Origin of the sequence: Qipengyuania sp. JC766 (assembly GCF_040717445.1) — a bacterium.
GTDB lineage: Bacteria > Pseudomonadota > Alphaproteobacteria > Sphingomonadales > Sphingomonadaceae > JC766.
In genome coordinates, this window is record NZ_JBFEFL010000001.1 from 1,305,867 (window position 1) to 1,329,183 (window position 23,317).

At 65.9% G+C, this 23,317-nt stretch carries 22 protein-coding genes; 10 read left to right on the plus strand and 12 right to left on the minus strand.

All coding sequences use genetic code 11. The features are described 5' to 3' along the window. Nucleotides 1–118 precede the first annotated feature (118 nt). Genes AB1K63_RS06520 through AB1K63_RS06535 form a run of 4 tightly spaced genes read right to left on the minus strand, consistent with a single transcriptional unit; the run spans nt 119 to nt 2,691 of the window. The gene (locus AB1K63_RS06520; RefSeq protein WP_366959167.1) at nt 119–883 is read right to left on the minus strand and encodes an ABC transporter; all 765 of its coding nucleotides are present in this window, start codon (nt 881–883) and stop codon (nt 119–121) included. A gap of 7 nt (nt 884–890) precedes the next feature. Then, nucleotides 891–1,271: a hypothetical protein gene (locus tag AB1K63_RS06525; protein WP_366959168.1), complete on the minus strand. Its 381-nt coding sequence runs from the start codon at nt 1,269–1,271 to the stop codon at nt 891–893. A 40-nt stretch (nt 1,272–1,311) separates the two neighbouring features. After that, on the minus strand, nt 1,312–2,331 hold the full coding sequence (locus AB1K63_RS06530) for a cysteine synthase A (RefSeq protein ID WP_366959170.1): 1,020 nt from the start codon (nt 2,329–2,331) through the stop codon (nt 1,312–1,314). Between the two features lie 42 nt (nt 2,332–2,373). Next, nucleotides 2,374–2,691 carry a 2Fe-2S iron-sulfur cluster-binding protein gene (locus AB1K63_RS06535; RefSeq protein WP_366959171.1) on the minus strand — a complete coding sequence of 106 codons (318 nt, stop codon included), beginning with the start codon at nt 2,689–2,691 and terminating at the stop codon, nt 2,374–2,376. A gap of 82 nt (nt 2,692–2,773) precedes the next feature. Here AB1K63_RS06535 and AB1K63_RS06540 point away from each other — a divergent pair, with 82 nt between their 5' ends. From AB1K63_RS06540 to AB1K63_RS06550, 3 genes are all read left to right on the plus strand, one after another. Further along, nucleotides 2,774–3,391 (plus strand): DNA-3-methyladenine glycosylase 2 family protein, encoded by a 618-nt coding sequence (locus AB1K63_RS06540; protein WP_366959173.1) that lies wholly within the window; start codon nt 2,774–2,776, stop codon nt 3,389–3,391. A gap of 154 nt (nt 3,392–3,545) precedes the next feature. Continuing rightward, a complete protein-coding gene (locus AB1K63_RS06545; RefSeq protein ID WP_366959174.1) occupies nt 3,546–5,507 on the plus strand; it encodes a S9 family peptidase in 1,962 nt (653 codons plus the stop codon). An 11-nt stretch (nt 5,508–5,518) separates the two neighbouring features. After that, on the plus strand, nt 5,519–6,313 hold the full coding sequence (locus AB1K63_RS06550; RefSeq protein WP_366959175.1) for an SDR family oxidoreductase: 795 nt from the start codon (nt 5,519–5,521) through the stop codon (nt 6,311–6,313). Between the two features lie 10 nt (nt 6,314–6,323). Here AB1K63_RS06550 and AB1K63_RS06555 read toward each other — a convergent pair whose 3' ends face one another. Continuing rightward, nucleotides 6,324–6,614 carry a 4a-hydroxytetrahydrobiopterin dehydratase gene (locus AB1K63_RS06555; protein WP_366959176.1) on the minus strand — a complete coding sequence of 97 codons (291 nt, stop codon included), beginning with the start codon at nt 6,612–6,614 and terminating at the stop codon, nt 6,324–6,326. 62 nt (nt 6,615–6,676) lie between these two features. Here AB1K63_RS06555 and ccmA point away from each other — a divergent pair, with 62 nt between their 5' ends. Continuing rightward, a complete protein-coding gene (gene ccmA, locus AB1K63_RS06560) occupies nt 6,677–7,261 on the plus strand; it encodes a heme ABC exporter ATP-binding protein CcmA (protein WP_366959177.1) in 585 nt (194 codons plus the stop codon). Further along, nucleotides 7,261–7,899 (plus strand): heme exporter protein CcmB, encoded by a 639-nt coding sequence (locus AB1K63_RS06565; RefSeq protein ID WP_366959178.1) that lies wholly within the window; start codon nt 7,261–7,263, stop codon nt 7,897–7,899. The genes ccmA and AB1K63_RS06565 overlap by 1 nt, the downstream gene beginning before the upstream one ends. Here AB1K63_RS06565 and map read toward each other — a convergent pair. Continuing rightward, on the minus strand, nt 7,896–8,726 hold the full coding sequence (gene map / locus AB1K63_RS06570; protein WP_366959180.1) for a type I methionyl aminopeptidase: 831 nt from the start codon (nt 8,724–8,726) through the stop codon (nt 7,896–7,898). The genes AB1K63_RS06565 and map overlap by 4 nt on opposite strands. 133 nt (nt 8,727–8,859) lie before the next feature. Between map and AB1K63_RS06575 the strand changes: the two genes are divergently transcribed. The 5 genes from AB1K63_RS06575 (at nt 8,860) to glnA (ending at nt 13,583) form a co-directional block, all read left to right on the plus strand. Beyond that, nucleotides 8,860–10,260, plus strand: a complete 1,401-nt coding sequence (locus tag AB1K63_RS06575; RefSeq protein ID WP_366959181.1) for a leucyl aminopeptidase family protein — start codon at nt 8,860–8,862, stop codon at nt 10,258–10,260. 81 nt (nt 10,261–10,341) lie between these two features. Beyond that, nucleotides 10,342–10,692, plus strand: coding sequence for a hypothetical protein (locus AB1K63_RS06580; protein WP_366959183.1), 351 nt, complete (start codon nt 10,342–10,344; stop codon nt 10,690–10,692). Beyond that, complete coding sequence (gene argC / locus AB1K63_RS06585) at nt 10,689–11,621, plus strand: N-acetyl-gamma-glutamyl-phosphate reductase (RefSeq protein WP_366959184.1); 933 nt, start codon at nt 10,689–10,691, stop codon at nt 11,619–11,621. The genes AB1K63_RS06580 and argC overlap by 4 nt, the downstream gene beginning before the upstream one ends. Before the next feature lie 171 nt (nt 11,622–11,792). Further along, nucleotides 11,793–12,131 (plus strand): P-II family nitrogen regulator, encoded by a 339-nt coding sequence (locus AB1K63_RS06590; RefSeq protein ID WP_366959186.1) that lies wholly within the window; start codon nt 11,793–11,795, stop codon nt 12,129–12,131. A gap of 42 nt (nt 12,132–12,173) precedes the next feature. Further along, a complete protein-coding gene (gene glnA, locus AB1K63_RS06595) occupies nt 12,174–13,583 on the plus strand; it encodes a type I glutamate--ammonia ligase (protein ID WP_366959187.1) in 1,410 nt (469 codons plus the stop codon). 74 nt (nt 13,584–13,657) lie between these two features. On the opposite strand, the gene AB1K63_RS06600 is transcribed toward glnA, so the two are convergent. The 6 genes from AB1K63_RS06600 to AB1K63_RS06625 form a co-directional block, all read right to left on the minus strand. Further along, the gene (locus AB1K63_RS06600) at nt 13,658–14,308 is read right to left on the minus strand and encodes a hypothetical protein (protein ID WP_366959189.1); all 651 of its coding nucleotides are present in this window, start codon (nt 14,306–14,308) and stop codon (nt 13,658–13,660) included. Next, nucleotides 14,305–14,511, minus strand: coding sequence for a helix-turn-helix transcriptional regulator (locus tag AB1K63_RS06605; RefSeq protein ID WP_366959191.1), 207 nt, complete (start codon nt 14,509–14,511; stop codon nt 14,305–14,307). Before AB1K63_RS06605 ends, AB1K63_RS06600 begins: the two co-directional genes overlap by 4 nt. Before the next feature lie 95 nt (nt 14,512–14,606). After that, nucleotides 14,607–18,836 (minus strand): translocation/assembly module TamB domain-containing protein, encoded by a 4,230-nt coding sequence (locus AB1K63_RS06610; protein ID WP_366959192.1) that lies wholly within the window; start codon nt 18,834–18,836, stop codon nt 14,607–14,609. After that, complete coding sequence (locus AB1K63_RS06615) at nt 18,836–20,956, minus strand: BamA/TamA family outer membrane protein (RefSeq protein WP_366959193.1); 2,121 nt, start codon at nt 20,954–20,956, stop codon at nt 18,836–18,838. The genes AB1K63_RS06610 and AB1K63_RS06615 overlap by 1 nt, the downstream gene beginning before the upstream one ends. A gap of 40 nt (nt 20,957–20,996) precedes the next feature. After that, on the minus strand, nt 20,997–21,815 hold the full coding sequence (locus tag AB1K63_RS06620; RefSeq protein WP_366959194.1) for an arginyltransferase: 819 nt from the start codon (nt 21,813–21,815) through the stop codon (nt 20,997–20,999). Nucleotides 21,816–21,967: 152 nt separating this feature from the next. Next, on the minus strand, nt 21,968–23,197 hold the full coding sequence (locus AB1K63_RS06625; protein ID WP_366959196.1) for a threonine ammonia-lyase: 1,230 nt from the start codon (nt 23,195–23,197) through the stop codon (nt 21,968–21,970). Between the last annotated feature and the right edge of the window lie 120 nt (nt 23,198–23,317).

The following is a 23,317-nucleotide window of genomic DNA, read 5'->3' on the forward strand; positions in this document are numbered from 1 at the left end:
AAAATAGCAACGCCGCTTGTGGAGTACGCTTGCACCTCCTGAAGCGACCCTGTCCGTTCCCGTGTTCTCCCGTTCGAAATGAGGCCGCGCGCCCAACCCTGCACGCAAAATCCCCGGATCAGCGATTCCCGCGCCGCAAAAGCGCAAGCAGGCTGTCGAAAGCAGCGGTCCGCTGCTGCAGTTGGTCTTCCGAGCCGTCATGCTCCAGCATGGCCGCATCGGCGAGGATGACGGCCCGCCCCTGCCCGATGGTACATTCGGCGAGAAGTCCCGTGCCCGTGATCCGGCAATCCGCAGCGGGCGCCGCGCCTTCGGGCTCTAGAAATCCAGCCTCCCTGACGGGTACCGCAATCCGGTCCGCCTCGATCGTCCGGTAGCCTTCCGGCTGCGCTCCGTCGTAACCGAGGGCCAGGCCCCATCGCGCCAGGATCGTGTCCATCAGCGCGATATCCAGCGGTCGCCGACGGTCCCCGAGGCCGAATTCGCTGTGTTCGGTGAGTAGCGGATCGGCGAAGATCAGCACTTCGCCCCCGTCCCGCACCCACCTGTCGAGTGCAACGAAATCTTCCGGCGGCAGGGCAGGCGACTGGGCCAGAAGGAGCAGGTCGAGCCCGGCAAAAGCAGACGACGGATTGCCTGCAGCATCCGCGGCCAGCGTGTCGAGCGGCACCAGGCGGAAATCATCCTCGAGATGATCGCGCAGCCAGTGCGACGCCTCCCGCGGTGCCAGCATCTCTTCCATCGATCGCGCTTCCGACCAGTAGATCGGCAACGACGTCATGAGGCCCATCGAGGGCGCGCTCTCGACGGGATCGGTCGCCGCCGGCTCCGCAGCGCAGGCCGCGAGGCCCGCTGAGACGAGCCCCAGCAGCAAGGCTTTCATGGAAATGCTATTCGCCCTGATCGAGATCGCGCGGCGGGCCGGCCTCTTCCGCGCCCGGGGCAATCGGGCCGCCTTGCCTCTGCGACGCCTTGGGTGTCGGTTCGGCGGGGAGGTCCGGCACCACGCCGGCCTGCGCCAGCGGATCGTTCTTGGCGGGAACCGTCGCCGATGGCTGGACCGTCGCGGCGGCTTCGGGGACGGCGGTTTCCTCCGTCTCGTCGGCCTGCTGCCGGATCACGTCCACCAGTCCTACGAGAAGAACCATTGCCAGGATTCCGGAGAGCCCGATCTGCAGGCGCTGCACGGCTTCGCGTCGCGATCCGCCCAGCGGCGGTGCATCGGCGTTCTCATCCGGGGCAAGCGCCCGCATGATGGGGTTATCGGCCATATGTCCCGGGATTATGCGGACCTTTCGGGCCGGTCAATGCCTAGGCCTCCCGGCCCTTCAGCCAGTCGAACACCGGCAGGTTCTTCTCCTGCAGCCATTGCGGGTTGTAAAGCGTTGAAAGATAGCGAAAACCCGTATCACACAAGATCGTCGCCACGCGCGCATCCTGCCGTCCGCTTTCGACGAGATGCCGGCCCAGAGCCACCGCCCCGGCGACATTGATGCCGCTCGAAAGGCCGAGGCACAGTCCCTCTTCCCGCAGGAGCCGGGCCACCCACGCGAGGCCTTCCTCGTCCGAAATGCGGAATTGCGTGTCAATCGGCGCACCTTCCAGATTGGCCGTGATGCGGCCCTGCCCGATGCCTTCCGCGACCGAACTGCCTTCCGACCTCAACTCGCCATGGGCGAAGTAATTGTACAACGCCGCGCCGTGCGGATCGGTCAGCGCAATCTGGACCGTCTCGTCCCGCGCCTTCAGGCCCATGCCGACGCCCGCAATCGTGCCGCCGGTGCCCGCCGCACAGGTAAAACCGTCGATGCGTCCGTCCATCTGTTCCCAAAGCTCGACCGCGGTGCCGGTGATATGGGCCTTGCGATTGGCCGTATTGTCGAACTGATTGGCCCAGATCGCGCCTTGTGTCTCCTGCGCCAGACGCCTGCTGGTGTGGACGAAATGGTTGCAGTCCGCGAACTTGGTCGGAGGCACTGTGACAAGCTCCGCGCCCAGCGCGCGCAGCGTGTCCATCTTCTCGACCGACTGGTTGTCCGGCATGACGATGATCGTGCGATAGCCCAGCGCGTTCGCGACCAGCGCTATGCCGATGCCGGTATTGCCGGCGGTTCCCTCAACCACCGTCCCGCCCGGCTGCAGTTCCCCGCTTGCTTCCGCGTCGCGGATGATGCCCAGCGCCGCGCGATCCTTGACCGAAGCGCCCGGGTTGGCGAACTCGCACTTGCCGAAGATGTCGCATCCGGCCGCTTCGCTGGGACCGGCCAAGCGCACCAGCGGCGTGTTCCCGATCAGGTCGAGCGTATTCGCGGTCGTCGTCGTGATGTTCATCGATCCGGAGGTAGGCACTCGCCCCCCTGCCCGCAACGAAGATCAATCTTCAGGGGCGATAGTCACTTTCAACCCGTCGAGATCGCTCTCGAACGGAATCTGGCAGGAAAGACGCGACGTTTCCTGGCGGTGGTCGCTGGATTCCAGCAGATCGTCCTCGTCCTCGCTCATGGCGGGCAGGCGGTCGGCAAAGACAGGGTCCACATGGACATGGCAGGTCGCGCAGGAACAGCACCCGCCGCACAATGCCAGCAATTCGTCGAAGCCGTTGTCGCGGATCGCCTCCATCACGGTCAGGCCGTCCTCGACCTCGATCGTGCTTTCCTCTCCGGCACGGTTGACGACGACGAGCTTGGGCATGATGGCAACCTTTGGCGACATGAAAGAATGTGCGCGCAGCTAGGTGCTGAACGTGCGCTTTGCAAGGCGAGAGGATGCGAAGATGGGCCTGAGCGCCGAGCAGATCAGGACAGGCATCGACCGGGTCGCGGAGCGCGAACCCGCCATTGCCGAGGCGCGCAACAAGGCCGGCTATCCCGAAGCCCGCATTCGCCCGACCGGCTATCGCACCCTGCTGCGCACGATCGTGGGCCAGCAGGTCAGCGTGGCGGCGGCGGCCAGCGTCTGGAACCGCCTGGAAGCGGAACTGGGCGAGGACATGGCACCGGGAGAGCTGCTGGCGCGGGATCACGACACGCTGCGCGCCTGTGGCCTTTCCCGGCAGAAACAAGGCTATGCGAGATCCTTGTGCGAACTGGTCGAACGCGGGGAGCTCGATCTCGATAACCTGCCGGAGAGCGACGAAGAAGCCATCGCCGAACTCGTCCGGATCAAGGGCATCGGGCGCTGGTCGGCCGAAATCTACCTGCTCTTTGCGGAAGGCAGGCCCGACATCTGGCCCGCGGGCGACCTGGCAGTCCAGGCGGGTATCGGCCGCATTCTCGGCCTCGACGAGCGTCCGAGCGAAAAGGAGACTCGCGCTCTCGCCGAGGGCTGGAGCCCGTACCGCGGGGCTATCGCCATCCTGACCTGGCACTGCTACAACAACCCTGCACTTTGACGCGCCACGAGGCGCGCATCCGGCACTTGGGGACAAAGGGAGAAAAACGATGGATCGCTTCGTGAAAAAGGCAGTTCTGTGCGGGACTGCGGTGCTTGCCATGACCTGTGCAATTCCCGCCCTTGCCGACAATCACCAGACAACCGGAGTATCGATGACCGACGCAACCCAGGCCGCCCCCCTTATCCCGCGCGATGCCCTGTTCGGAAATCCGACGCGCGCCGCGGGGCGGATCAGTCCGGACGGGAACTGGCTCAGCTGGCTGGCGCCGCGCGACGGGGTGCTGAACGTCTGGCTCGCCCCGGCCGACGATCCGGACGCCGCCAGGCCGATGACCAGCGCGACCGATCGCCCGATCCAGTCCTATTTCTGGGCTCCGGACAGCAAGAGCCTGCTCTACATCCAGGACAAGGGCGGCGACGAGAACTTCCTGCTGTACGGCGTCGACATCGCCAGCGGTGCGGAGACCGACCTGACGCCCTTCGAGAATACGCGGGTCCAGATGGTCGGTACGTCCGAGACGGTTCGCGACAAGGTTCTCGTCGGCCTGAACAACCGCGACCCGCGGTTCCATGACGTGCATCTGCTCGACCTCAACACGGGCGAGCTCTCGCTCGTCCAGCAGAATGACGGCTTCGCCGGCTTCATGGCGGACGACAACCTGGACCTGCGCATGGCGATCCGGCCCAACACCGCCGGCGGAATGGATTACTTCCCGATCGTCGACGGCCAGATCGCACAGGAGCCGAGCGACAGTACGGGCCTCGCCGATTCCCTGACCACCAGTCCGGCCGGCTTCACCACCGACGGGAAGACGATGTACTGGATCGACAGCCGCGATCGCAACACGGCCGCGCTGTACGCCGAAGACGTCGCGACCGGGCAGCGCACACTGATCGCCGAGAACGAGAAGGCGGACATTGGCGGCGCGATGACCGATCCGAAGACCGGCGAGATCGAGGCCTATTCCTTCACCTACCTCACCACCGAGTGGACGGCTCTCGATCCGGATGTGAAGGCATCGCTCGATTTCCTCGACAGTCGGCTCGATGGCGAATTCGGCGTGTCGTCGCGAACCGAACAGGATGACAAGTGGATCGTGTGGAACGACCCGCTGGTCACGCCGACCAAGACGTATCTCTACGACCGGACTGCGGGCACGCTTACCGAGTTCTACACGTCCCGTCCCGAATTGGAGGGCGCGCCGCTCCAGCCGATGCAGACGCTGGAGATCACGAGCCGCGACGGCCTGATCCTGCCCAGCTACCTGACGCTTCCCCCCGGGACCGATACCGATGCGGACGGCATCCCCGAACAGGCCGTCCCCATGGTGCTCATGGTCCATGGCGGCCCGTGGGCTCGCGACGGATACGGCTTCAATTCCAGCCACCAGTGGCTCGCCAATCGCGGTTACGCGGTTATGAGCGTCAATTTTCGTGGTTCGACTGGCTTCGGAAAGGACTTCATTTCCGCCGGCGACCTCGAATGGGGCAAGAAGATGCATGACGACCTCATCGATGCGGTCGACTGGGCAATCGAGAAAGGCATCGCGCCTGCCGACAAGGTCGCGATCATGGGTGGGTCCTACGGCGGATATGCGACGCTGGCCGGACTGACATTCACGCCGGACAAGTTCGCCTGCGGGGTGGACATCGTCGGTCCCTCGAACCTCGAAACCTTGCTGCAATCGATCCCGCCCTACTGGGAGCCGCTGATCGCGCAGTTCCACGAGCGGATGGGCAACCCGAATACCGAAGAAGGCCTCGCCATGCTGAAGGAGCGCAGCCCGCTCTACAAGGCGGGCGAGATCACGAAGCCGCTCCTCATCGGACAGGGCGCCAACGATCCGCGCGTGAACCAGGCGGAGAGCGACCAGATCGTTGCCGCGATGAAGGAGTCCGATATTCCGGTCACTTATGTCCTCTTCCCGGACGAAGGGCACGGTTTCGCAAACCCTGCCAACAACATCGCCTTCAATGCGGTGGCGGAGAACTTCCTGGCGACCTGTCTGGGCGGCAGGGCCGAGCCGATCGGCGACACCGTGAAAAGCTCTACCGCCCAGATCGTGGAAGGAGCGGAGTACGTGAAGGGCCTCGAGGACTCGGTCGGCGGCTGAGGGGCATAACAATGCGCAAGGCTATCTTCATCACCGGCGGCGCGTCCGGCATCGGCCGCGCCATTGCTCGCAAGTTCGCAAACGAAGGCTGGTTCGTCGGACTGGGGGACGTCGACGCGTCCGGCATGGCCGAAACGGAGAGGCTTCTCGGGTCCTCGGACTGCTTTTCCCTCCGTTTCGACGTGCGGGATCGCGCCGAGTGGGACGGCGCGCTCGATGCCTTTTCAAAGGCGGCCGGCGACCGGATCGACGTGGTCGCGAACAATGCCGGTGTGCCGCTTGGCGGGTCGCTCGACGAAAATTCCGTCGCGGAAATCGAACGGTGCCTCGACATAAATCTCAAGGGCGCCTTGTTCGGGGCGCAGGCCTCGCTGCCCCATCTCAGGAAAAGCGCGCCCGGCAGTTGCCTGCTCACCACGAGCAGCGCCGCCGGGATTTACGGAACCGCAGGCGCTTCGGTCTACTCCGCGACCAAGTTCGGCGTGCGCGCGATGACCGAAGCTCTCGACGGTGAATGGGCGGAATTCGGGATCAAGGTACGCTCCCTGATGCCTTCTTTCATCGATACGCCCTTGCTCGAGCACGCGCCCAATGCCGGGTCCAACGAAGCGATCCGTACGCGCGTGACGGATGCAGGCCTCGAAATCACGCCGGTTGAGGAGGTTGCCGAAGCCGCCTGGCGTGCCGTCCACGGGAACGAGCTTCACACGAAGGTCGGCAAGACGGCCAGGCGTCTCGCCTTTGCGAGCCGCTGGATGCCGGGACGGGTGCGCAAGATGGTTCGGGCGAACACCCACTCCCTTTGACGCCTCCGGTTCAAAGCAGCGCGTCGATCGACTTCGCCAGCTTGACGTCGCGCTGCGAGAGGCCCCCTGCATCATGCGTCGTCAGCGTGATCTCGACCGTATTGTAGACATTGAACCATTCCGGATGGTGGTCGTGTTTCTCCGCCAGCATCGCCACACGGCTCATGAATCCCCAAGCCTCGCTGAAATCCGCGAACTCGAACTTGCGCTGGATCGCCTTTTCGTCATCGCGCATCGACCACCTCTTGAGCGCGGTCAGGGCCACTTCGCGGTCCTCCTGGGTCAGTTCCATCACGGCCATCGGATCATCCTTCGCACGGCTTGTCTTGTTGCTGGCTGCGCTTTCCCCTAACCGGCGGCGCCATGCAAGGGGCCAGTCTGACCGCGACCGATCTAGCGTGCCGACGCGGCGACCGGCTCCTGTTCCGCGGCCTGACCCTGAGCATCGGCGCAGGCCAGACGCTGCATGTTCGCGGGCCCAATGGTTGCGGCAAGACCAGCCTGCTGCGTATCCTCGGCGGGCTCGATGCGGCATTTGCAGGTGATATCGCAAGGATGGGCGCGGTCGGCCTCGTCGGTGACCGGGACGCACTCGACCCCGATCGCACGCTGGAACAGTCTCTCGCCTTCTGGGCCGCAATCGACGGTCATGCGGGCCCATCGGATGTCCACGAGATGCTCGGACTGACGCACATCATGGACGTGCCGGTCGGTTATCTCTCAGCCGGCCAGCGCAAACGGGCATCCTTCGCGCGGTTGCTGAACCAGCGTGCCGACATATGGTTGCTGGACGAGCCGCTGAACGCACTCGATCGGGCAGCGCAAGTGACCGTTCTGGACCTGATGGCGCGGCATTGCGAGGGTGGCGGGCTGTGCCTCATCGCCTCGCACCAGCCGCTCGACCTGCCGCAGCTCGCGACACTCGATCTGCCGGATTACGCGCCGTGATGGGGCGGATGCTGTATCGCGACATTCGCGATCTCCTGCGCGTCGGTGCCCTTCTGCCGACGCTGTTCTTCCTTGCGGTCGCCATGGTTTTCCCCTTCGCGGTGGGGCCGGACCCGGTCGTCCTCGCGCGCACTGGGGGCGGGGTAATCTGGGTTGCCGCCCTTCTTGCTTCCATCCTGCCGCTTGACCGGCTGATCCGGCCGGACCTCGAGAAGGGTGTGTTCGACCAGTTCGCCCTTCGCGGCATCGCGCCGGAGACTGCGGTGGCGGTCCGGCTCGCGGCGCACTGGCTCACCTTCGCGCCGTTCCTGATCGTCGCCAGCCTGCCCGCCGCTGCTCTGCTCAATCTCGACGGACGAAGCCTGGCGTTCGTGCTGCTCGGTCTGCTGGCGGGAACGCCCGGTCTGGCGGCGACCGGGATCATGATCGCCGCGGTCACGTCCGGGATACGGGGAAGTCCCGCGCTGGGCGGCCTGCTCCTCGTCCCGCTCGCGCTACCGGTGCTGATATTCGGAGCTGGCGCGCTGGCACGGTTCGACCATGCCGCGCTGGCGATTTGCGGCGCGATCAGCCTGGCGCTGTGCTGCATCGCTCCCTTCGCAGGGGGCGCGGCGCTGCGAGCCGCGCGGGGGAGCTAGACCGCGTAAGGGGGCTGGTGCAGCCCCTTCCCGCTCAGCGTGAAGATCTCGTTGCCGTCTTCGGTGATGCCGATCGAGTGTTCGAACTGGGCCGAGAGCGACTTGTCGCGGGTAACGGCGGTCCATCCGTCCTTCAGCATCTTCGTCCATGGACGGCCCCCATTGATCATCGGTTCGATGGTGAAGAACATGCCGGGGCGCAGCTCGGGGCCGGTGCCGGCGCGGGCGGCGTGCACCACTTCGGGGGCGTCGTGGAACAGGCGGCCGAGCCCGTGGCCGCAGAACTCGCGGACCACGCCGTATCGGTGCTTGTGCGCGTGCTCCGCGATGACCGCGCCGATATCGCCGAGGCGCGCGCCGGGCTTCGCGGCCTCGATGCCGAGCATGAGGCATTCGTAGGTCACGTCGACCAGCCGCCGGGCCTTCAGCGGCACGTCGCCGACGAAATACATCCGGCTGGTGTCGCCGTGCCATCCGTCGAGCAGCGGGGTCACGTCGATATTGACGATATCGCCGTCCTTGAGCGCCTTTTCCGAGGGAATTCCGTGACATACGACGTGATTGACCGAGATGCAGCAGCTGTGCGTGTAGCCCCTGTAGCCAAGCGTCGCCGGCACCGATCCCCCGGCGAGCATCAGTTCGCGCACCCGGTCGTCGATCGCCGCGGTGGTCACGCCGGGCTCGATCATGGGAGCGATGTCGTCGAGAATGCTGGCCGCCAGCCGTCCGGCCCGCCGCATGCCTTCGAAACCGTCCTCCCCATGTAGCTTGATGGTTCCGTCGCGGTAGACGGTCTCGCGGCTGTCGATCATCTGATATTCGGTCATGCGCCCCACCTAGTCGCTGCCGCGCCCTTTTGCCAGTCGCCTCGGCCGGGTCGCCATGCCCGAGAGCACCCGACACCGGCCAATTCGGGCCCCGGCGCTAGGTTTTTGGCGACATCGTTCTATGTTGGTCCCCATGAACGACAGCCCAGACCTCATCCAGCCCGATCGCGGACAGGACGCGACCGCCATCCATCTCGTCAATACGGCCACATTCGACGACTGGTCGCAGAAACTGACCGCGGGCCAGCGGGCCGCGCTAGCCGCGCAGAAGTTCGAAGGCGCGGGATACCAGGTCGCCATCGTGCCCGACGGCGACGGATGGTTCGCGGTCGGCGGTGTCGCCGATCCCGACAGCCTTTCCAGCTGGTGCCTGGCCAAGCTCGCGGAAGAATTGCCCGAGGGCACCTATCGCGTCTCCGGGCGCGAGCCGGGCCCCGCCCTGCACGGCTGGCAGACCGGCCAGTACCGGTTCGACCGGTACCGCAAGAACCCGGATGCGCCGGGTCCGCGGGTGCTGCTGACGAAGGACGTGAAAGATATCGAAGGCGCGCAGGCGGAAGCGCGCGCGGCCTGCCTCGTGGCCGACCTCGTCAACACGCCGGCCGAGGACATGGGCCCGGCCGCGCTGGAGGAGCAGGCGGAACGGATCGCCAAGACGCACGGCGCGGCACTGCACGTTACCAAGGGCGACGCGCTGGAACAGGATTATCCTATGGTGCACGCTGTCGGACGGGCGGCGGCACGCCACCATGCGCCGCGCATGATCCGGATCGAATGGGGGCGGGAAAGCGATCCCCGGCTGGCTATCGTCGGCAAGGGCGTATGCTTCGATTCCGGCGGCCTCGACGTCAAATCCTCCAAGGGCATGCTGCTGATGAAGAAGGACATGGGTGGCGCGGCCCATGCTCTGGCGCTGGCCGATCTCGTCATGGGCGCCGGCCTGCCGGTGCGGCTGCACGTGCTGGTCCCGGCGGTCGAGAATGCCATTTCCTCCAACTCCTTCCGCCCCGGGGACGTGCTGAAGAGCCGCAAGGGGCTGACGGTGGAGATCGGCAATACCGATGCCGAAGGCCGCCTGATCCTGGGCGATGCACTGGCGCGGGCGAGCGAGGACGACCCGGAACTGATAATCGATTTCGCGACGCTCACGGGTGCGGCACGCGTGGCCCTGGGACCGGACCTTCCCGCCCTGATGACGCGGCGGGACGAAACCGCCGCCGCCCTGATCGCGGCCGGCAAGGCGCATGACGACGAACCCTGGCGACTTCCCCTGCCCGAAGCCTATGCCGAGTGGCTCCATTCCGAAATCGCCGACACCAACAATGCGCACACGAACGCCTTTGCCGGCGCGAGCGTGGCCGGGCTGTTCCTCGACAGGTTCGTCGGCAACCGGAAGGACGGGACGCCCATCGACTGGGCGCATTTCGACACCTTCGCCTGGCGCCCGTCGCACAAACCCGGCCGGGCCGCCGGTGGCGCGGCGCTGGGCCTGCGCGCCGCATTCCACATGCTGCGCGAACGGTTCGCGGCATAGCCGAACTTGCGAGCGCCGCGCATCGGGGATAAGCGCCGCCGATTGCTTGCCTGGCAAGTGCAACGGGAACAGACGGACACAGTGAACGACGCTCAGCCTTATACCGTGCCCGAAGGGCCGCTGAAGCTGGGCGGCCCGATTTCGACACCGGAAAAGGGCACCCTGCCCATTCGCGGCGACCTGGCGCATATCGCGCTGGCCGACCGCTTCCTGGTCGCGCACTACGTCGTCCCGCAAATGGTATCGATCGGCGACAACGGTGCGAGCCTTCACCTGTCCGCCCGCGACGATTCCGACACGATCGCCGAACTCGCGCCGGGCGCGACGTTCGAAGCGCTCGACTTCGCCGGCTCCTGGTGTTGGGGCTGTTGCGGTGCCGAAGGCCCGACCGGCTACATTCGCAAGGACCGGCTGGCACCCCGCGAGCCATGACGTCGCGCGTCTTCATAGACGGCGCGGCAGGGACGACGGGGCTGGAAATCCGCGACCGCCTGACGGGCCGGCCGGAATTCGAGCTGGTCGTGCTGGGCGATGACGAGCGCAAGGACCCCTCCGCCAGGCGCGCCGCCCTGAACGAGGCGGACTTCGCCATCCTGTGCCTGCCCGACAAAGCCGCGCGCGAAGCCGTGGCCCTGATCGAGAACGACCGGGTGCGCGTGATCGACGCGTCGAGCGCGCATCGCGTGACCGAAGGCTGGACCTACGGCTTCCCCGAAATCGTCGGGCGGGATGCCATCGCCAAGGCCCGGTTCGTATCCAATCCCGGCTGCTACCCCACCGGTTTCATCGGCCTCGTCGCCCCGCTGGTCAGGGCCGGCCTGCTGCCGCGCGACTGGCCCTTCACGGTGCACGCGGTCTCCGGCTATTCGGGAGGCGGAAAGGCGCTGATCGACCGGTTCGGGGCGGAAGGCGACATCGCCTGGCGCGCATACGGTTTCGACCTTGCGCACAAGCACCTGCCCGAAATGCAGGAGCATGCAGGGCTCGCCCACCCGGTGATTTTCTCGCCTTCGGTAATTCCCGCCTTTCGCGGGATGGCCGTGGAAGTGCCGTTGCACCTGGGCGCCATGAACGGCGGCCCCGACGCACTCCGGCTGGAGGACGCGCTGGCCGAATTCTACGCCGGATCGAAGATCGTCACGGTGTCGCGGGACCATGACCGGTCGGAACTGCTGATCCGCGAAGGCGCCGAGCCGACCGATGCCATGCAGTTGCACGTTTTCGGCAACGAAGCCGGATACCATGCGCGCCTCGTCGCCACGCTCGACAATCTCGGCAAGGGTGCCAGCGGCGCCGCCGTCCAGTCGCTGAACCTGATGGCCGGCCTCGACGAGACCGAAGGCCTGCGGCTTCCTGCCTGAAAACAGGGCACGACCTGCCCGAAATTTGGGCAATGAATCGGCCCCGCTGCCATGGATGCGCCCTGTTTCGTATGATACGAAGCATGCGGCAACTGGCACGGTTCTTGATCTACAGGGATGCCGAGGGGATCGGGGCGTGTGCCTTCAGCGCATACGACGCATGAGGACGACGTGAAAAAAATCGAAGCAATCATCAAACCCTTCAAGCTCGACGAGGTGAAGGAGGCGCTGCACGAAATCGGCGTGTCCGGCATCACCGCGACCGAGGCCAAGGGCTTCGGCCGGCAGAAGGGTCACACCGAGCTGTATCGCGGGGCCGAATACGTCGTCGACTTCCTGCCCAAGGTGAAGCTCGAGATCGTCGTTTCGGACGACATCGCGGAGCGCACCGTGGAAGCCATCGCGAACGCCGCCCAGACCGGCCGCATCGGCGACGGCAAGATTTTCGTCAGCCCGATCGAGAGCGCGCTGCGCATCCGGACGGGCGAGCGCGACGACGACGCAATCTGATCACCCGAACGACAATTCGTACCGCACGAGAAAGGACACACCATGGCATCGGCGAAAGACGTACTGAAGCAGATCAAGGACGAGGAGATCGAATGGGTCGATCTGCGTTTCACCGATCCCAAGGGCAAATGGCAGCACCTCACCATGGTGGCGAGCGTCATGGGGGAGGACGAGCTGGAAGACGGACTGATGTTCGACGGATCGTCCATCGCCGGCTGGAAGGTGATCAACGAGTCCGACATGATCCTGAAGCCGGACCTGGAGCGGACCTATGTCGATCCGTTCAGCGCCACCCCCATGCTGATCCTCTTCTGCGACGTGGTGGAACCCAGCACCGGCGAACTCTACGCCCGTGACCCGCGGTCCACCGCGAAGCGCGCCGAAGCCTTCCTGAAGCAGAGCGGCGTGGGCGACACCATCTATGTCGGTCCGGAAGCCGAGTTCTTCATGTTCGACGACGTGCGGTTCGAGGACGGCTATGCCGGATCGGGCTACATGATCGACGATGTCGAGCTGCCGACCAATTCGGGCAAGGAATACGAGGCGGGCAACATGGCCCACCGTCCGCGCGCCAAGGGCGGGTATTTCCCAGTCGCGCCGGTCGATACCGCCGGCGACATACGCGGCGAAATGGTCAGCACCATGATCGAGATGGGCCTGCCCTGCGACAAGCATCACCACGAGGTCGCCGCCGCGCAGCACGAACTCGGCCTGACCTTCTCGACGCTGGTCGAGACGGCCGACAACATGCAGATCTACAAATATGTCGTACACCAGGTCGCGCATGCCTACGGCAAGACGGCGACCTTCATGCCCAAGCCGATCAAGGACGACAACGGCAGCGGGATGCACACCCACATGTCGATCTGGAACGACGGCAAGCCGACCTTCGCCGGCAACGGCTATGCCGGGCTCAGCGACACCTGCATCCATTACATCGGCGGCGTCATCAAGCACGCCAAGGCGCTGAACGCCTTCACCAACCCGACGACCAACAGCTACAAGCGGTTGGTCCCGGGCTTCGAGGCACCCGTGCTGCTCGCCTATTCGGCGCGCAACCGGTCGGCATCCTGCCGCATTCCCTATGGGGCGGGCGACAAGGCGAAGCGCGTGGAATTCCGCTTCCCCGACGCCATGGCGAACCCGTATCTCGCCTATTCGGCGCTGCTGATGGCGGGCCTCGACGGTATCATGAACAAGATCGATCCGGGCGAGGCGATGGACAAGAACCTCTACGACCTGCCGCCGGCGGAACTGGAAAACGTGCCCACGGTCTGCGGTTCGCTGCGTGAGGCGCTGATCGCGCTGGAGGACGATCACGAATTCCTGCTGAAGGGCGACGTGTTCTCCAAGGACCAGATCGATGCCTATGCCGAACTGCTCTGGGAACAGGTCATCCGCATGGAGACGACTCCCTGCGCGGTCGAATTCGACATGTATTACAGCGCCTGATCGAAGGCCTTTCGGAAACAGGAAAAGGCGCCCGGAGCGATCCGGGCGCCTTTTTTATGGGTCGTGGCACGTGCCTAACGCGGGACCATCATCCCGCGCTGTCCCGCGGCCGCAAAGGCGGCGAGGAGCGCGACGACGAAGAAGGTCGTGATGAGATCGATCGGCTGGAACATCGGCACGACCGCCAGATGGGCGAGGACCGCCCAGCCGCCCGCGACCAGGAACATCAGGTAATAGGCATAGACCGTCGCCTGGCTGTTCACGGCCGCGAACAGCTCGTCCGAGCGGCGGTGCGACTGCCAGGCGAAATAGATGCCGGCGAGCATCAGGACGCATACCGCGATGCCGACCAGCGGCATGGCGAGCGGCCCGACGGGCGCCGCCAGCGACAGCAGGAACAGCCCGATCCCCCATGCGAGCATGGCGAAGCTGGATTGGACGAGCATGGCCTGCTGCTCGCGCAGTTCGTCCGCGTCTTCGGCCTGCAGGTATTTTTCCCCGAGCGCCGGCGACATCGCGCCGACCAGCACCCCGACGGCCAGCAGCACGTAGAGTGCGCCGATGACCCCTGCGAACATGCGGGACGGGCCGGCCGCGCCCACCCAGTCGGTATCGAACAGCTGCGTGGTGGCGAACGCGACGAGCCCGCCGCAGATCGCGCCCGCAATCATCGGGACGACGAGCTTGCGCGTCCACGGTATCGGCTTGCCTTGCTCCTGGTTCATTCTTCGGGCTCCCAGTGATCGATGAACAGATCCGGCACGCTCACGGCGAACAGCTTCGCCATGCGCAATGCCAGCGGCAGGGAGGGATCGTACTTGTCGGTCTCGACCGCATTGATGGTCTGCCGCGATACGCCGAGCCTGCGGGCGAGTTCACCCTGGCTCCAGCCCTTGTCCTCGCGAAAAATCTTCAAGCGGTTTTCCAACCGAATCACTCCTATGCCTGACAAGACCTCTTTACTGTAAAGAAGTCTTGTCAGTCAAGAGCTCTTGTCAGGAACGGTCGCCCGTCGTTCGTCCGTCAGTAGTCCCGGCGGTATTCGCCGACGATGCTCTCGCGCCCGATAGAAGACACCGAAGCGAGCAGCGACAGCCAGCTCGTCACGCGGAACTCCGCCTCGGTCGCGCTGTATCCGCGACCGTCCGTAATGATCTCCACGTAGAAGCGCCGCCCGATATTCTTGCCGAGCGCGATGCTGGTGCCCCGCCCGATCACCGGATCCGCGCTGACGATGCGGAGCCGGTCGAGCCCGACCGCCGTGCGCAGCTGGTTGATCGGGTCCATGCCGCCCCCGCCCTGCAGGCTGGCGACGGCCGCGCCCAGTTGCAGGGCGTCGGTGGCGGACAAATTGGTGATCGACCCACCGAACAGAAGGCGTGCGAGAATCTCTTCCTGCGGGTAGCTCGGGACCGAATTGAACGCGATTTCGGGCTGCTGCGCGGTTCCGCCGATATCGACACTGAACTGCGTCCCGTCCTTCTCCGTCTCCGCCAGGATGTCGAGTCGCGGATCGATCGGGCCGCTTTCGTCGAACCGGATGACGCCCCGGGTCAGTTCGAACCGCGTGCCGGCGAAGGTATAGTCCCCGCGCACGACCTCGGCCTGGCCGCCAAGGCGCATCTCGTCAGTAGTGCCGCGCACGCGCACCGTGGCCGACCATTCGCTGTCGAGGCCCATCCCGTCCACGTCGATCCGGCTCGGCGCGTATGCGTCGATCAGGTAGCGCCATGGCGCACTGGCCGCCGCTCCGCCGCGATAATTGGCCGGGGTGTTGATCTCCGTCGTCTTGATCTGCGGCAGTTCGGCAGCTTCGGCCGCAACGCCGAGCTTCCAGCTCGCGCGGTCCACGGTAAGGCGGCCCGCCAGCGTCCCGCCGACCCCGTTCGACACGACCCGCAGGGGTCCGGTTACGGTCGCATCCAGACCGGCCGCGTTCAGCAGCCGCGCGTTGCGCGCCGCGATCTTGATATCGAGTGACGGCCCGCGCGAGCCCAGATTGGACAGGTCCACGGTCCCGCTGCCGGTCACGCGGCCGCCATTGCTGGTCGCCCCGGAGAAGCGCGTGATGCTGAGCCGCGCGCCGGAGAACCGGCCCCGCAGCGTGCCATCTGTGATGTCCGTGCCGGACAGGCCGCTCTGCAGCCTGAGGCTGTCGCTCGAGACCGATCCGTTGATCCTCGGATTGTTGAGCGTGCCGGTGACATCCGCCGCGATGGACACGGGGCCCGTCACGTCGAAGGCTTCGATCGCTGCAAGCCGCCACAGCGCGCTGGCATTTCCGCCATACCGCAGCTGCGCGAACAGGTCGCCCTGCTGCAGTCGCGTGGGCAGATCGCCTGCCGCCGGAAGCCCCGTGATGCGGCCCTGGAGCCGCCCGCGCCGCTGGCCGTTCTCGCTGATGACCGCGCGCATATCCAACCTGCTTGCCGTGAGGTTCCCGACCAGCGCTACGTCGATCGGCTGCGAAGTCAGCACGAGGCCGGAACGGGACAAGCGATTGACCTTGACCCGCGCGGAGCCCGTGGGCGGTCCGTTGCCGCTCGACTGGTAATCCACGATACCGGACACAGTGCCGCCGAGGCCGAGGTCCGGCACGGCGAGGTCCGCCAGCGACAGCGGCATGCGCGAAATGCCGAGTTCGAGATCGGTCGCATCGCCGAAGGTGCCGGACGCAACGATCGCCCCGCCCGCGAAATTGATTTGCGTGGGCGCCAGCGCATAGCCGCCTTCGACCGGCGTCAGGACGGCCCGGCGCGGCATGGAGATATCGCGCCCGGCATAGCTGCCGCGCGCGACCAGTGCGATGCGTTCGGGCGCGAACTGGCCCTGCAGCTGGAGCGCGTACCGGCTGCCCTGTCGGCCGGCGAGATTGGCGTCAAAATTGCCCCGCCCGTCGGTCACTTCCGCTCGCGCGCTCATCTGCGCGATCGAGAAATTGCCGTATTCGAAACCGCTGGCGCGTGCGGTCCCGTTGATCGTGCTCGTTTCGCCGCGGAAGAAGCCGCGCGCGTCGATATCGGCGCTACCGATCCGGATCGGCGTCGCGCCGGGGAAGGTCGCGTTGCTGGCGGTGAGGTCGACCACGAAGCCCTGCCCGCCGTCGCGTGTCGCCAGTCCGACGGACCCGTTGAGCCCGCCGCCCCGCAGGGCGAGGCCGCCATCGACGCCGCTGTCGCCAAGGACGAGGTCGCCCATGATGGTCGTGCGCCAGACATTGAAGCGCTCGATCGCAATGCGCGTCGGTCCGTTTTCGGGTGCGACCAGTTCCAGGTTGCCGTCGAACGCGCCGAGGAGCGATTGCCCCTCGGTCTCGATCAGGAAGCCTTCGCGGCTCGGCGCGATGGCGACGCGCACATCCCGCAGGTCCGCGGCCGGATAGGGATTGGCCAGGACCAGCACGGCGCGCGGACCGTCGTCCGCCAGAGCGGCTTCGACCGTAAAGGGACCGTATTCGGTATGGCGGCCGCGCCCGGCAATCGTGGTCCGGCTGCCGACGATCCGGCCGTTCAGGGCAAGCTGCAGCTTCGCCGCATTGACCCGGACATTATCGAAGACGATCGGTTCCGCCCCGCCGAGCGACAGCGCACCACTGGTGCGGATATCCGGTCCGGCGACATTGGCGAGCGTCGCGTTGGTGACGCGCGGCACGCGCGCGGCGAAATTCGCGCGCAGCGACCAAGGCACGTTCGTCCCGATGCGGAAACGGATCTTCGCATTACCGTTCACCACGCCGACATTCTGCAGGTCGAAACCCTGCAGGTTGATCGGGCCGGCTATCGCGTAGGCCCCCGCGGCGATGTCGCCGCGCAGTGCGAGCTGTGCGGACGCATCGGGGAACCGGATACGCAGGTCGTCGGACAGGACTTCCTGCCCGGTATAGACGATGGTGCCGGTCGCCGTGCCGTTGACCAGCCGCGGATCGGCATAGGCATTGCCGGTATCGATGCGGCCTACGCTCGCATCCAGCGGCAGGGTCCAGCGCGCACCGTCATACGTGACCGTGCCGCTCTGCACCACGTCGGTGGTCACGATCTCTCCCGCTACGAAGCGATCGAGTTCCAGCGTGTGGGCGACGGAGAGGTCGCGGAAGCTGCCGTCGATGACGGCTTCGGCGCGCGCGCCTTCCAGGCGCAGATCCGGCCCGAGCAGGCCTGCATCGAGCAATTGCGCATCGATCGTGAAATTGTCGGCGCTGTTGTCTGCAAGATCGAGAACGCCCGAGCCCACTGCGCGCAGGGCATCGGTGCCGATGGCCAAGCCGCCATCGAGAATGCTGTCCTCCAGCGTTCCGACCGCGCCGATGGAAACCTGTTCTCCCAGCGCGTCCGCCGCCAGACCTTCGACGAAATCGTCCGGGGCGACCTGCCCCGAAATGCGGTAGAGACCTTCGCGGTGGGTCAGGCGACCGGCCGCGAGCCGCTCCTCGCCGCGACGGGCCAGGAAATACCCGTTCCAGGCCGACCAGCTGCCATCGCCGCGGATCGTGGCGCGATAATCGTCGTCGAGCCCCGCAAGGCCCGTCAGCACGCCGTCGGCCGGTGCGAAATAATCGAGCGCGAGGTCGAACGTGTCATCGTCGGGCACGGATTCGAAGTCGAACACGTACCGGTCGCTCTGGCCGAATTCGCCGCTGCTCTGGAGCATCGCCCGGCCGTCGCGAATGTCGGCCTTTGCGATCAGGTCGGCGCGGTGCGCTTCGTCATCGATGACGCCTGCGGCAATCGTGAAATTGTCGAGTTCGAACCGGTCCACGCGAATGTCGAAGTCCGGCAGGATCGGCGCGTCGGGATCGCCCGGAAGGAGCTGGGGCGTGCGCGACAGAACGCCGTCATAGGCGACCAGCTTGCGCACGTCCAGACCGCTGGTCAGCCAGCTGAGCGGGCGCCAGTCGAGTTCCGCGCGCGGAATGGTCAGGAACCGTCCCTCCGGATCGGACAGGATCACGTCGTAGAGTTCGGCCTGGCCGTAGATGCTGCCTTCGATCCGGCCGATTTCCACACGCAGGCCGGAGGCGGGCGCGACCTTGGCAATCTCGTCCGCGATGAAACGCTTCCCGATCGGGGAATTCAGCACCACCAGGGCAATCGCCACGATGGCGACGAGGCCCAGGAGCAGGAAAACCAGCCAGCGCAGCGCCCGGACCGGCAAAGGCCGCTTGCGGCGCGCGGAAGCGGGCGCGGTATCTTCCGCTACCGTGTCCATCGGCTCGTTCGAATTCTCGCCCGCGGTGTCGATTGTCGTGTCCGCCATCAGAAAGCCTGCCCCAGCGAGACGTAAACACCGACAGGCGCGTCATCCGGTCCCGGATTGAGCGGGACGCCGACATCGAGGCGCAGTGGCCCGAAGCCGGTTGCGTAACGCACGCCCACCCCGGCCCCGATGCGGACTGTCTCGAGATCCGGGAAGATCGCGTCGCTGACCGATCCGGCATCGACGAAGGGCACGACCGAAACCGCGCCGTCCAGGAACCCGGTGCGGATGCGCGCTTCCGCCGCGACTTCCACGACCGACCGGCCCCCGCTCGGCTCGCCCAGCGTGTCGACCGGGCCGATCCGCTGGAACCCGTAACCGCGCACCGATCCGCCACCGCCGGCATAGAAGCGCCGCGACGGGGCGATGTTTTCCAGATCGGTGCCCGGAATGGTGCCGAAGCGGACCCGGCCCGCCGCAATCACGCCGTCGCTGACGGACTGGTAGTAGCTCGCGTCGATCTGCGTCTTTACGTAGAAGCTCTGTTCGCCGTTGTTGATCGACAGTTCGGGCGAAACGCGCCCGCCCAGCCGGAAGCCCTCGGTCGGGTCGAGCAGGTTGTCGCTCGCATCGATGAGGGCGCTCGCCGGCAGCGCGGCGATGAAATAGGTTTCGCGCGGCGGCTCGACACCGGCCACGGCAGGCGGGCTTTCGCGCGTAGCGATACCCTGGATGCCGAGGCTCCAGCTCAGGGGCTTCTGGAACAGGAGCGTGGAGGTTTTCTCGTACTGCGCGGTGACGCCCGCCGTACTCGCATCGAAAGCGTTGCTGTCCAGCGTGCTGGCAAAGGCGTCCAACGTCAGGACACGGTCGCGCCCGCCGAAATTGTTCTTCCGGAACGTGACGCCCGCCAGCTGTTCCTTGGTCCCGAGGATGCCGCGGACGCGCAGTGCACCTTCGGGCGGGAAGAGGTTGCGATGCTCCCAGCTTCCCTGGATGCGGATGCCTTCCTCGCTGCCGTAGCCCAGCGCAAAGGCCAGCGTGCGCAGCGGCGCTTCGGTCAGCTCCACGTCCATCTCGACGACGCCGGGCTCCCCGTTCTGCGGCGGGGTCACTTCGCGCGGCGTGATGACCACGGACGATACGAGGCCAGTGGCCGTGATCGCCCGGCGTAGGTCAAGCTGCAGGCTGCGCTGGTAGGTTTCGCCCGGCTCGAAGCGGGCAATGGAAGCAAGGTGGCTTCCAGACAGGAAGTCCTCGTTCCGGCTGGTGACGCCGCCGAAGACGTACTTGCCCTTCGGATCGACCAGCATCGTCAGGTCGCCGGTCAGGTCGGCATGGTCGATCAGCAGTTCGGGCGCGGTGATCTCCGCGAATGCGTAACCCGTCTCGCCCAGCGCGAGGTCGAGGTCGGCCTGTTCCTCGACGATCTCGTAGCTGTTGAGGAAGTCGCCCGATTCAATCTCGAAGACGGAACGCAGGAAATCGGCGTCGGGCGCCGTGGCGAGCCGGCCAAGGTCGATCGTTCCGTAGCTGTAGCGTTCGCCCGGCAGGATATCGAACCGCACGCCCGCATCGGGATCCGCCTCGCCCTCGCCCGGCGCGATGCCGCCCACGATGCGGCGGACCGTGCCGTCGTAGTACCCGTACACGCGCAGCAGTTCGCGCAGCAATTCCTCGTCCGCGCGCGCGCGCGCGGCCAGCAGGGCGAGACTGTCGCTGTCGCCCAGTTCCTCGACGGTCGAGAGGGAAATGTAATCTTCCAGGAACTCGTCGCGGTTCGGGAAGAGCGCCGTATCGGTCGGGAAGGCGACGGCAATCTGCTCGTCCACCTGCTCGACATCGCCGATCTCCGGTTCGATCTCGACCGGCAAGTCGTTCTCGGCGAACTGGATGTCGGGGTCCGGATCGAGCGGTTGCAGCTCGGGAATGTCCAGATCGTCCGGCCAGTCGACCGTCAGTTCCGGAAGGTCCGCGAGAGGAGCGGTCGCTTCGATCGCGTCCAGCTCCGCCTGGCCGTCAACCGGTTCCAGCGGCTCGATCGCCTCGAACTCGTCGGGTACCTCGGTTTCCTCGGCCCAGGCCTCGGGGTTCTCGACCGCCGAATCGGGGATGAGGTCTTCGAGGCTGGGCGGCGGCGACTGGTCCTGTGCCCATGCAGGCTGGTGGACCAGCGCCATCGCCAGCGCTGCACCGGTCAGGCAGGTGCGCGCAAGGCGCCTATTTGCGGAAGGACGCGGGATCGCCTGCGACGACTTTCGAGCGGGTCCCGTCGGCCGATCCACGAAGCAGCCGCCGGTGTTCCTCGTCGGACACCCGCTCCCATCCGCTGCGGGAAAGCCGCTCCATCGGGCGGAACTTGACCTTGTACTGCATCCGGTCGGAGCCTTCGACCCAGTAGCCGAGATAGACGTAGGGCAGACCATCGGCGGCCGCCCGCCGGATGTGATCCAAGATGATATAGTTACCAAGACCCGACCTACTCTCATGATCCGGGTCGAAGAAGCTGTAGATCATCGACAACCCGTCAACCTGTCTATCGGTCAGGCAGGCGCCCACGAGGCGGCCCTGCTGCAACCCATCGGCAGGCTCCCTGTATTCAATCACATAGCTGGATACAGGCGTGTGTTCCACCATATCCGCATAATCCATTTCGTCCATGGTGCTCATGCCGCCTTCCGGGTGGCGGGCGGACAGGTACCTGCACAGCAGGTCGAACTGTTCCTCCGTAGCCCAGGGGCGGCATTCCGTCGCGACGAGATCGGAATTGGCGCGCAAGGAGCGCCGCTGCGATTTACTGGGGCTGAATTCGTCCGCGACCACGCGGACCGAAACGCAGGCATGGCATCCGGCGCAGCTGGGCCGGTAGGCGACTGTCTGGCTCCGCCGGAAGCCGATCCGCCCCAGCGCCTCGTTCAGTTGCTCCGCGTCCGGCCCCTTGAGCTCGGTGAACACCTTTCGCTCCGTCCGGCCCGGAAGATACGGGCACGGCGAGGGCGTGGTGACGAAAAAGCGCGGGAAACGAACTGGGGCCGACACGGGGTTTGGCTGGTCCTCTCTTGCGGGCAAGACTCGCATACGAAACGAATTGCGTCGCACTATGCCTTCGCGAGGCGGCCGGTTAAAGCCCCTTAACCATAGGCTTTGCTTTCAGATGGTTACTTTGCACAGCTGAAGCGTCCGCCCGTCCGTCAGGCGAGTTCCACCGTGCTCACCGAATAGCCTGCATTGCGCAGCGCCGCGACCAGCGCGTCCAGCTGCTGGCGGTCGCGCGCCTCGCATTCGATGTCGGTGATCAGCCCCTTGGCCGGGAGCGTGGTGAAGATGCGCTGGTGGTAGATCTCGATGATGTTGACCGAATGCGCCTCGAATTCCTTCATCACGCGGTACAGCGCGCCGGGCTGGTCCTTCAGCTTGATGCGGAGCCGCGCCAGTCGGCCCGACCGGGCAAGGTCGCGCAACAGGACGTTCGCCAGCAGGCGGGTATCGATATTGCCGCCGCACAGCACGAGCCCGATAGTCTTGCCCGCGAAGCGTTCCGGATTGGCGAGCACGGCCGCAAGGCCCGCGGCTCCTGCCCCCTCGACCACGGTCTTCTCGATCTGGAGCAGCAGGGAAACCGCCTTTTCCAGCGCATCCTCGCCCACCAGCAGGATGTCGTCCACGCGCTCCCTGATGATGGCGGAGGTGAACTTGCCCGGCTCCTTGACCGCGATGCCTTCGGCCAGCGTATCCCCGCCGCAGGGCAGGTTCGTGCCTTCGATGCGCGATTTCATGGACGGAAACAGCTCCGCCTCCACGCCGATCACGTCCATCTCCGGGCGCAAGGCGCGCGCCACGGTCGACATGCCCGAGATGAGCCCGCCCCCGCCGATCGGGGTCACGAAGCAATCGATCCCGGGCGCCTCCTCGAGCATTTCGAGCGCGACCGTGCCGGCGCCGGCCGCAACGTCGGGATCGTCGAAGGGATGGACGAAGGTGAGGCCGCGCTCCTTTTCCAGCTTGCAGGCATGGGCGTAGGCCTCGTCGAAGGTTTCCCCCTCCAGCACGACCTTGCCGCCCACGCTTTCGGTCTGCATCACCTTCACGACCGGGGTCGTTCGGGGCATCACGATCGTGACCGGAACACCCAGCCGCGTGCCGTGATAGCTGAGCCCTTGCGAATGGTTGCCCGCCGATGCCGCGATAACGCCGCGAGCGCGCTTCTCTTCCGACATCTGCAGCAGCGCGTTGAGAGCGCCCCGCTCCTTGTAGGCGGCAGTGAACTGCAGGTTCTCGAACTTGAGCCAGATTTCCGCGCCGGCAATCTCGCTCAGCGTGCGGCTGAGCATGGTCGGCGTCTTCTGCACTGCCCCCGCAATGCGATCGGCAGCCGCGCGCACGTGATCGAGAGTGAGCTGTTCCAGCGGATTGTCTGTCATGCGACGCGCGTAAGCGAATTATGTCTCAGTGCAAGGCCCGCAAGGCGCGCGCATCCGAAGCGGTCCGAAAAGGGATAGCGTCGGGGTCCGGCAAACCGATTGAAAAGCCGGAGTTGTGTG

Coding starts and splice junctions, on each gene's coding strand:
- AB1K63_RS06520 (WP_366959167.1), bottom strand. CDS start 883: ATGAAAGCCTTGCTGCTGGGGCTCGTCTCAGCGGGCCTCGCGGCCTGC.
- AB1K63_RS06525 (WP_366959168.1), bottom strand. CDS start 1,271: ATGGCCGATAACCCCATCATGCGGGCGCTTGCCCCGGATGAGAACGCC.
- AB1K63_RS06530 (WP_366959170.1), bottom strand. CDS start 2,331: ATGAACATCACGACGACGACCGCGAATACGCTCGACCTGATCGGGAAC.
- AB1K63_RS06535 (WP_366959171.1), bottom strand. CDS start 2,691: ATGCCCAAGCTCGTCGTCGTCAACCGTGCCGGAGAGGAAAGCACGATC.
- AB1K63_RS06540 (WP_366959173.1), top strand. CDS start 2,774: ATGGGCCTGAGCGCCGAGCAGATCAGGACAGGCATCGACCGGGTCGCG.
- AB1K63_RS06545 (WP_366959174.1), top strand. CDS start 3,546: ATGACCGACGCAACCCAGGCCGCCCCCCTTATCCCGCGCGATGCCCTG.
- AB1K63_RS06550 (WP_366959175.1), top strand. CDS start 5,519: ATGCGCAAGGCTATCTTCATCACCGGCGGCGCGTCCGGCATCGGCCGC.
- AB1K63_RS06555 (WP_366959176.1), bottom strand. CDS start 6,614: ATGGCCGTGATGGAACTGACCCAGGAGGACCGCGAAGTGGCCCTGACC.
- ccmA (WP_366959177.1), top strand. CDS start 6,677: ATGCAAGGGGCCAGTCTGACCGCGACCGATCTAGCGTGCCGACGCGGC.
- AB1K63_RS06565 (WP_366959178.1), top strand. CDS start 7,261: ATGGGGCGGATGCTGTATCGCGACATTCGCGATCTCCTGCGCGTCGGT.
- map (WP_366959180.1), bottom strand. CDS start 8,726: ATGACCGAATATCAGATGATCGACAGCCGCGAGACCGTCTACCGCGAC.
- AB1K63_RS06575 (WP_366959181.1), top strand. CDS start 8,860: ATGAACGACAGCCCAGACCTCATCCAGCCCGATCGCGGACAGGACGCG.
- argC (WP_366959184.1), top strand. CDS start 10,689: ATGACGTCGCGCGTCTTCATAGACGGCGCGGCAGGGACGACGGGGCTG.
- glnA (WP_366959187.1), top strand. CDS start 12,174: ATGGCATCGGCGAAAGACGTACTGAAGCAGATCAAGGACGAGGAGATC.
- AB1K63_RS06600 (WP_366959189.1), bottom strand. CDS start 14,308: ATGAACCAGGAGCAAGGCAAGCCGATACCGTGGACGCGCAAGCTCGTC.
- AB1K63_RS06610 (WP_366959192.1), bottom strand. CDS start 18,836: ATGGCGGACACGACAATCGACACCGCGGGCGAGAATTCGAACGAGCCG.
- AB1K63_RS06615 (WP_366959193.1), bottom strand. CDS start 20,956: ATGGCGCTGGTCCACCAGCCTGCATGGGCACAGGACCAGTCGCCGCCG.
- AB1K63_RS06625 (WP_366959196.1), bottom strand. CDS start 23,197: ATGACAGACAATCCGCTGGAACAGCTCACTCTCGATCACGTGCGCGCG.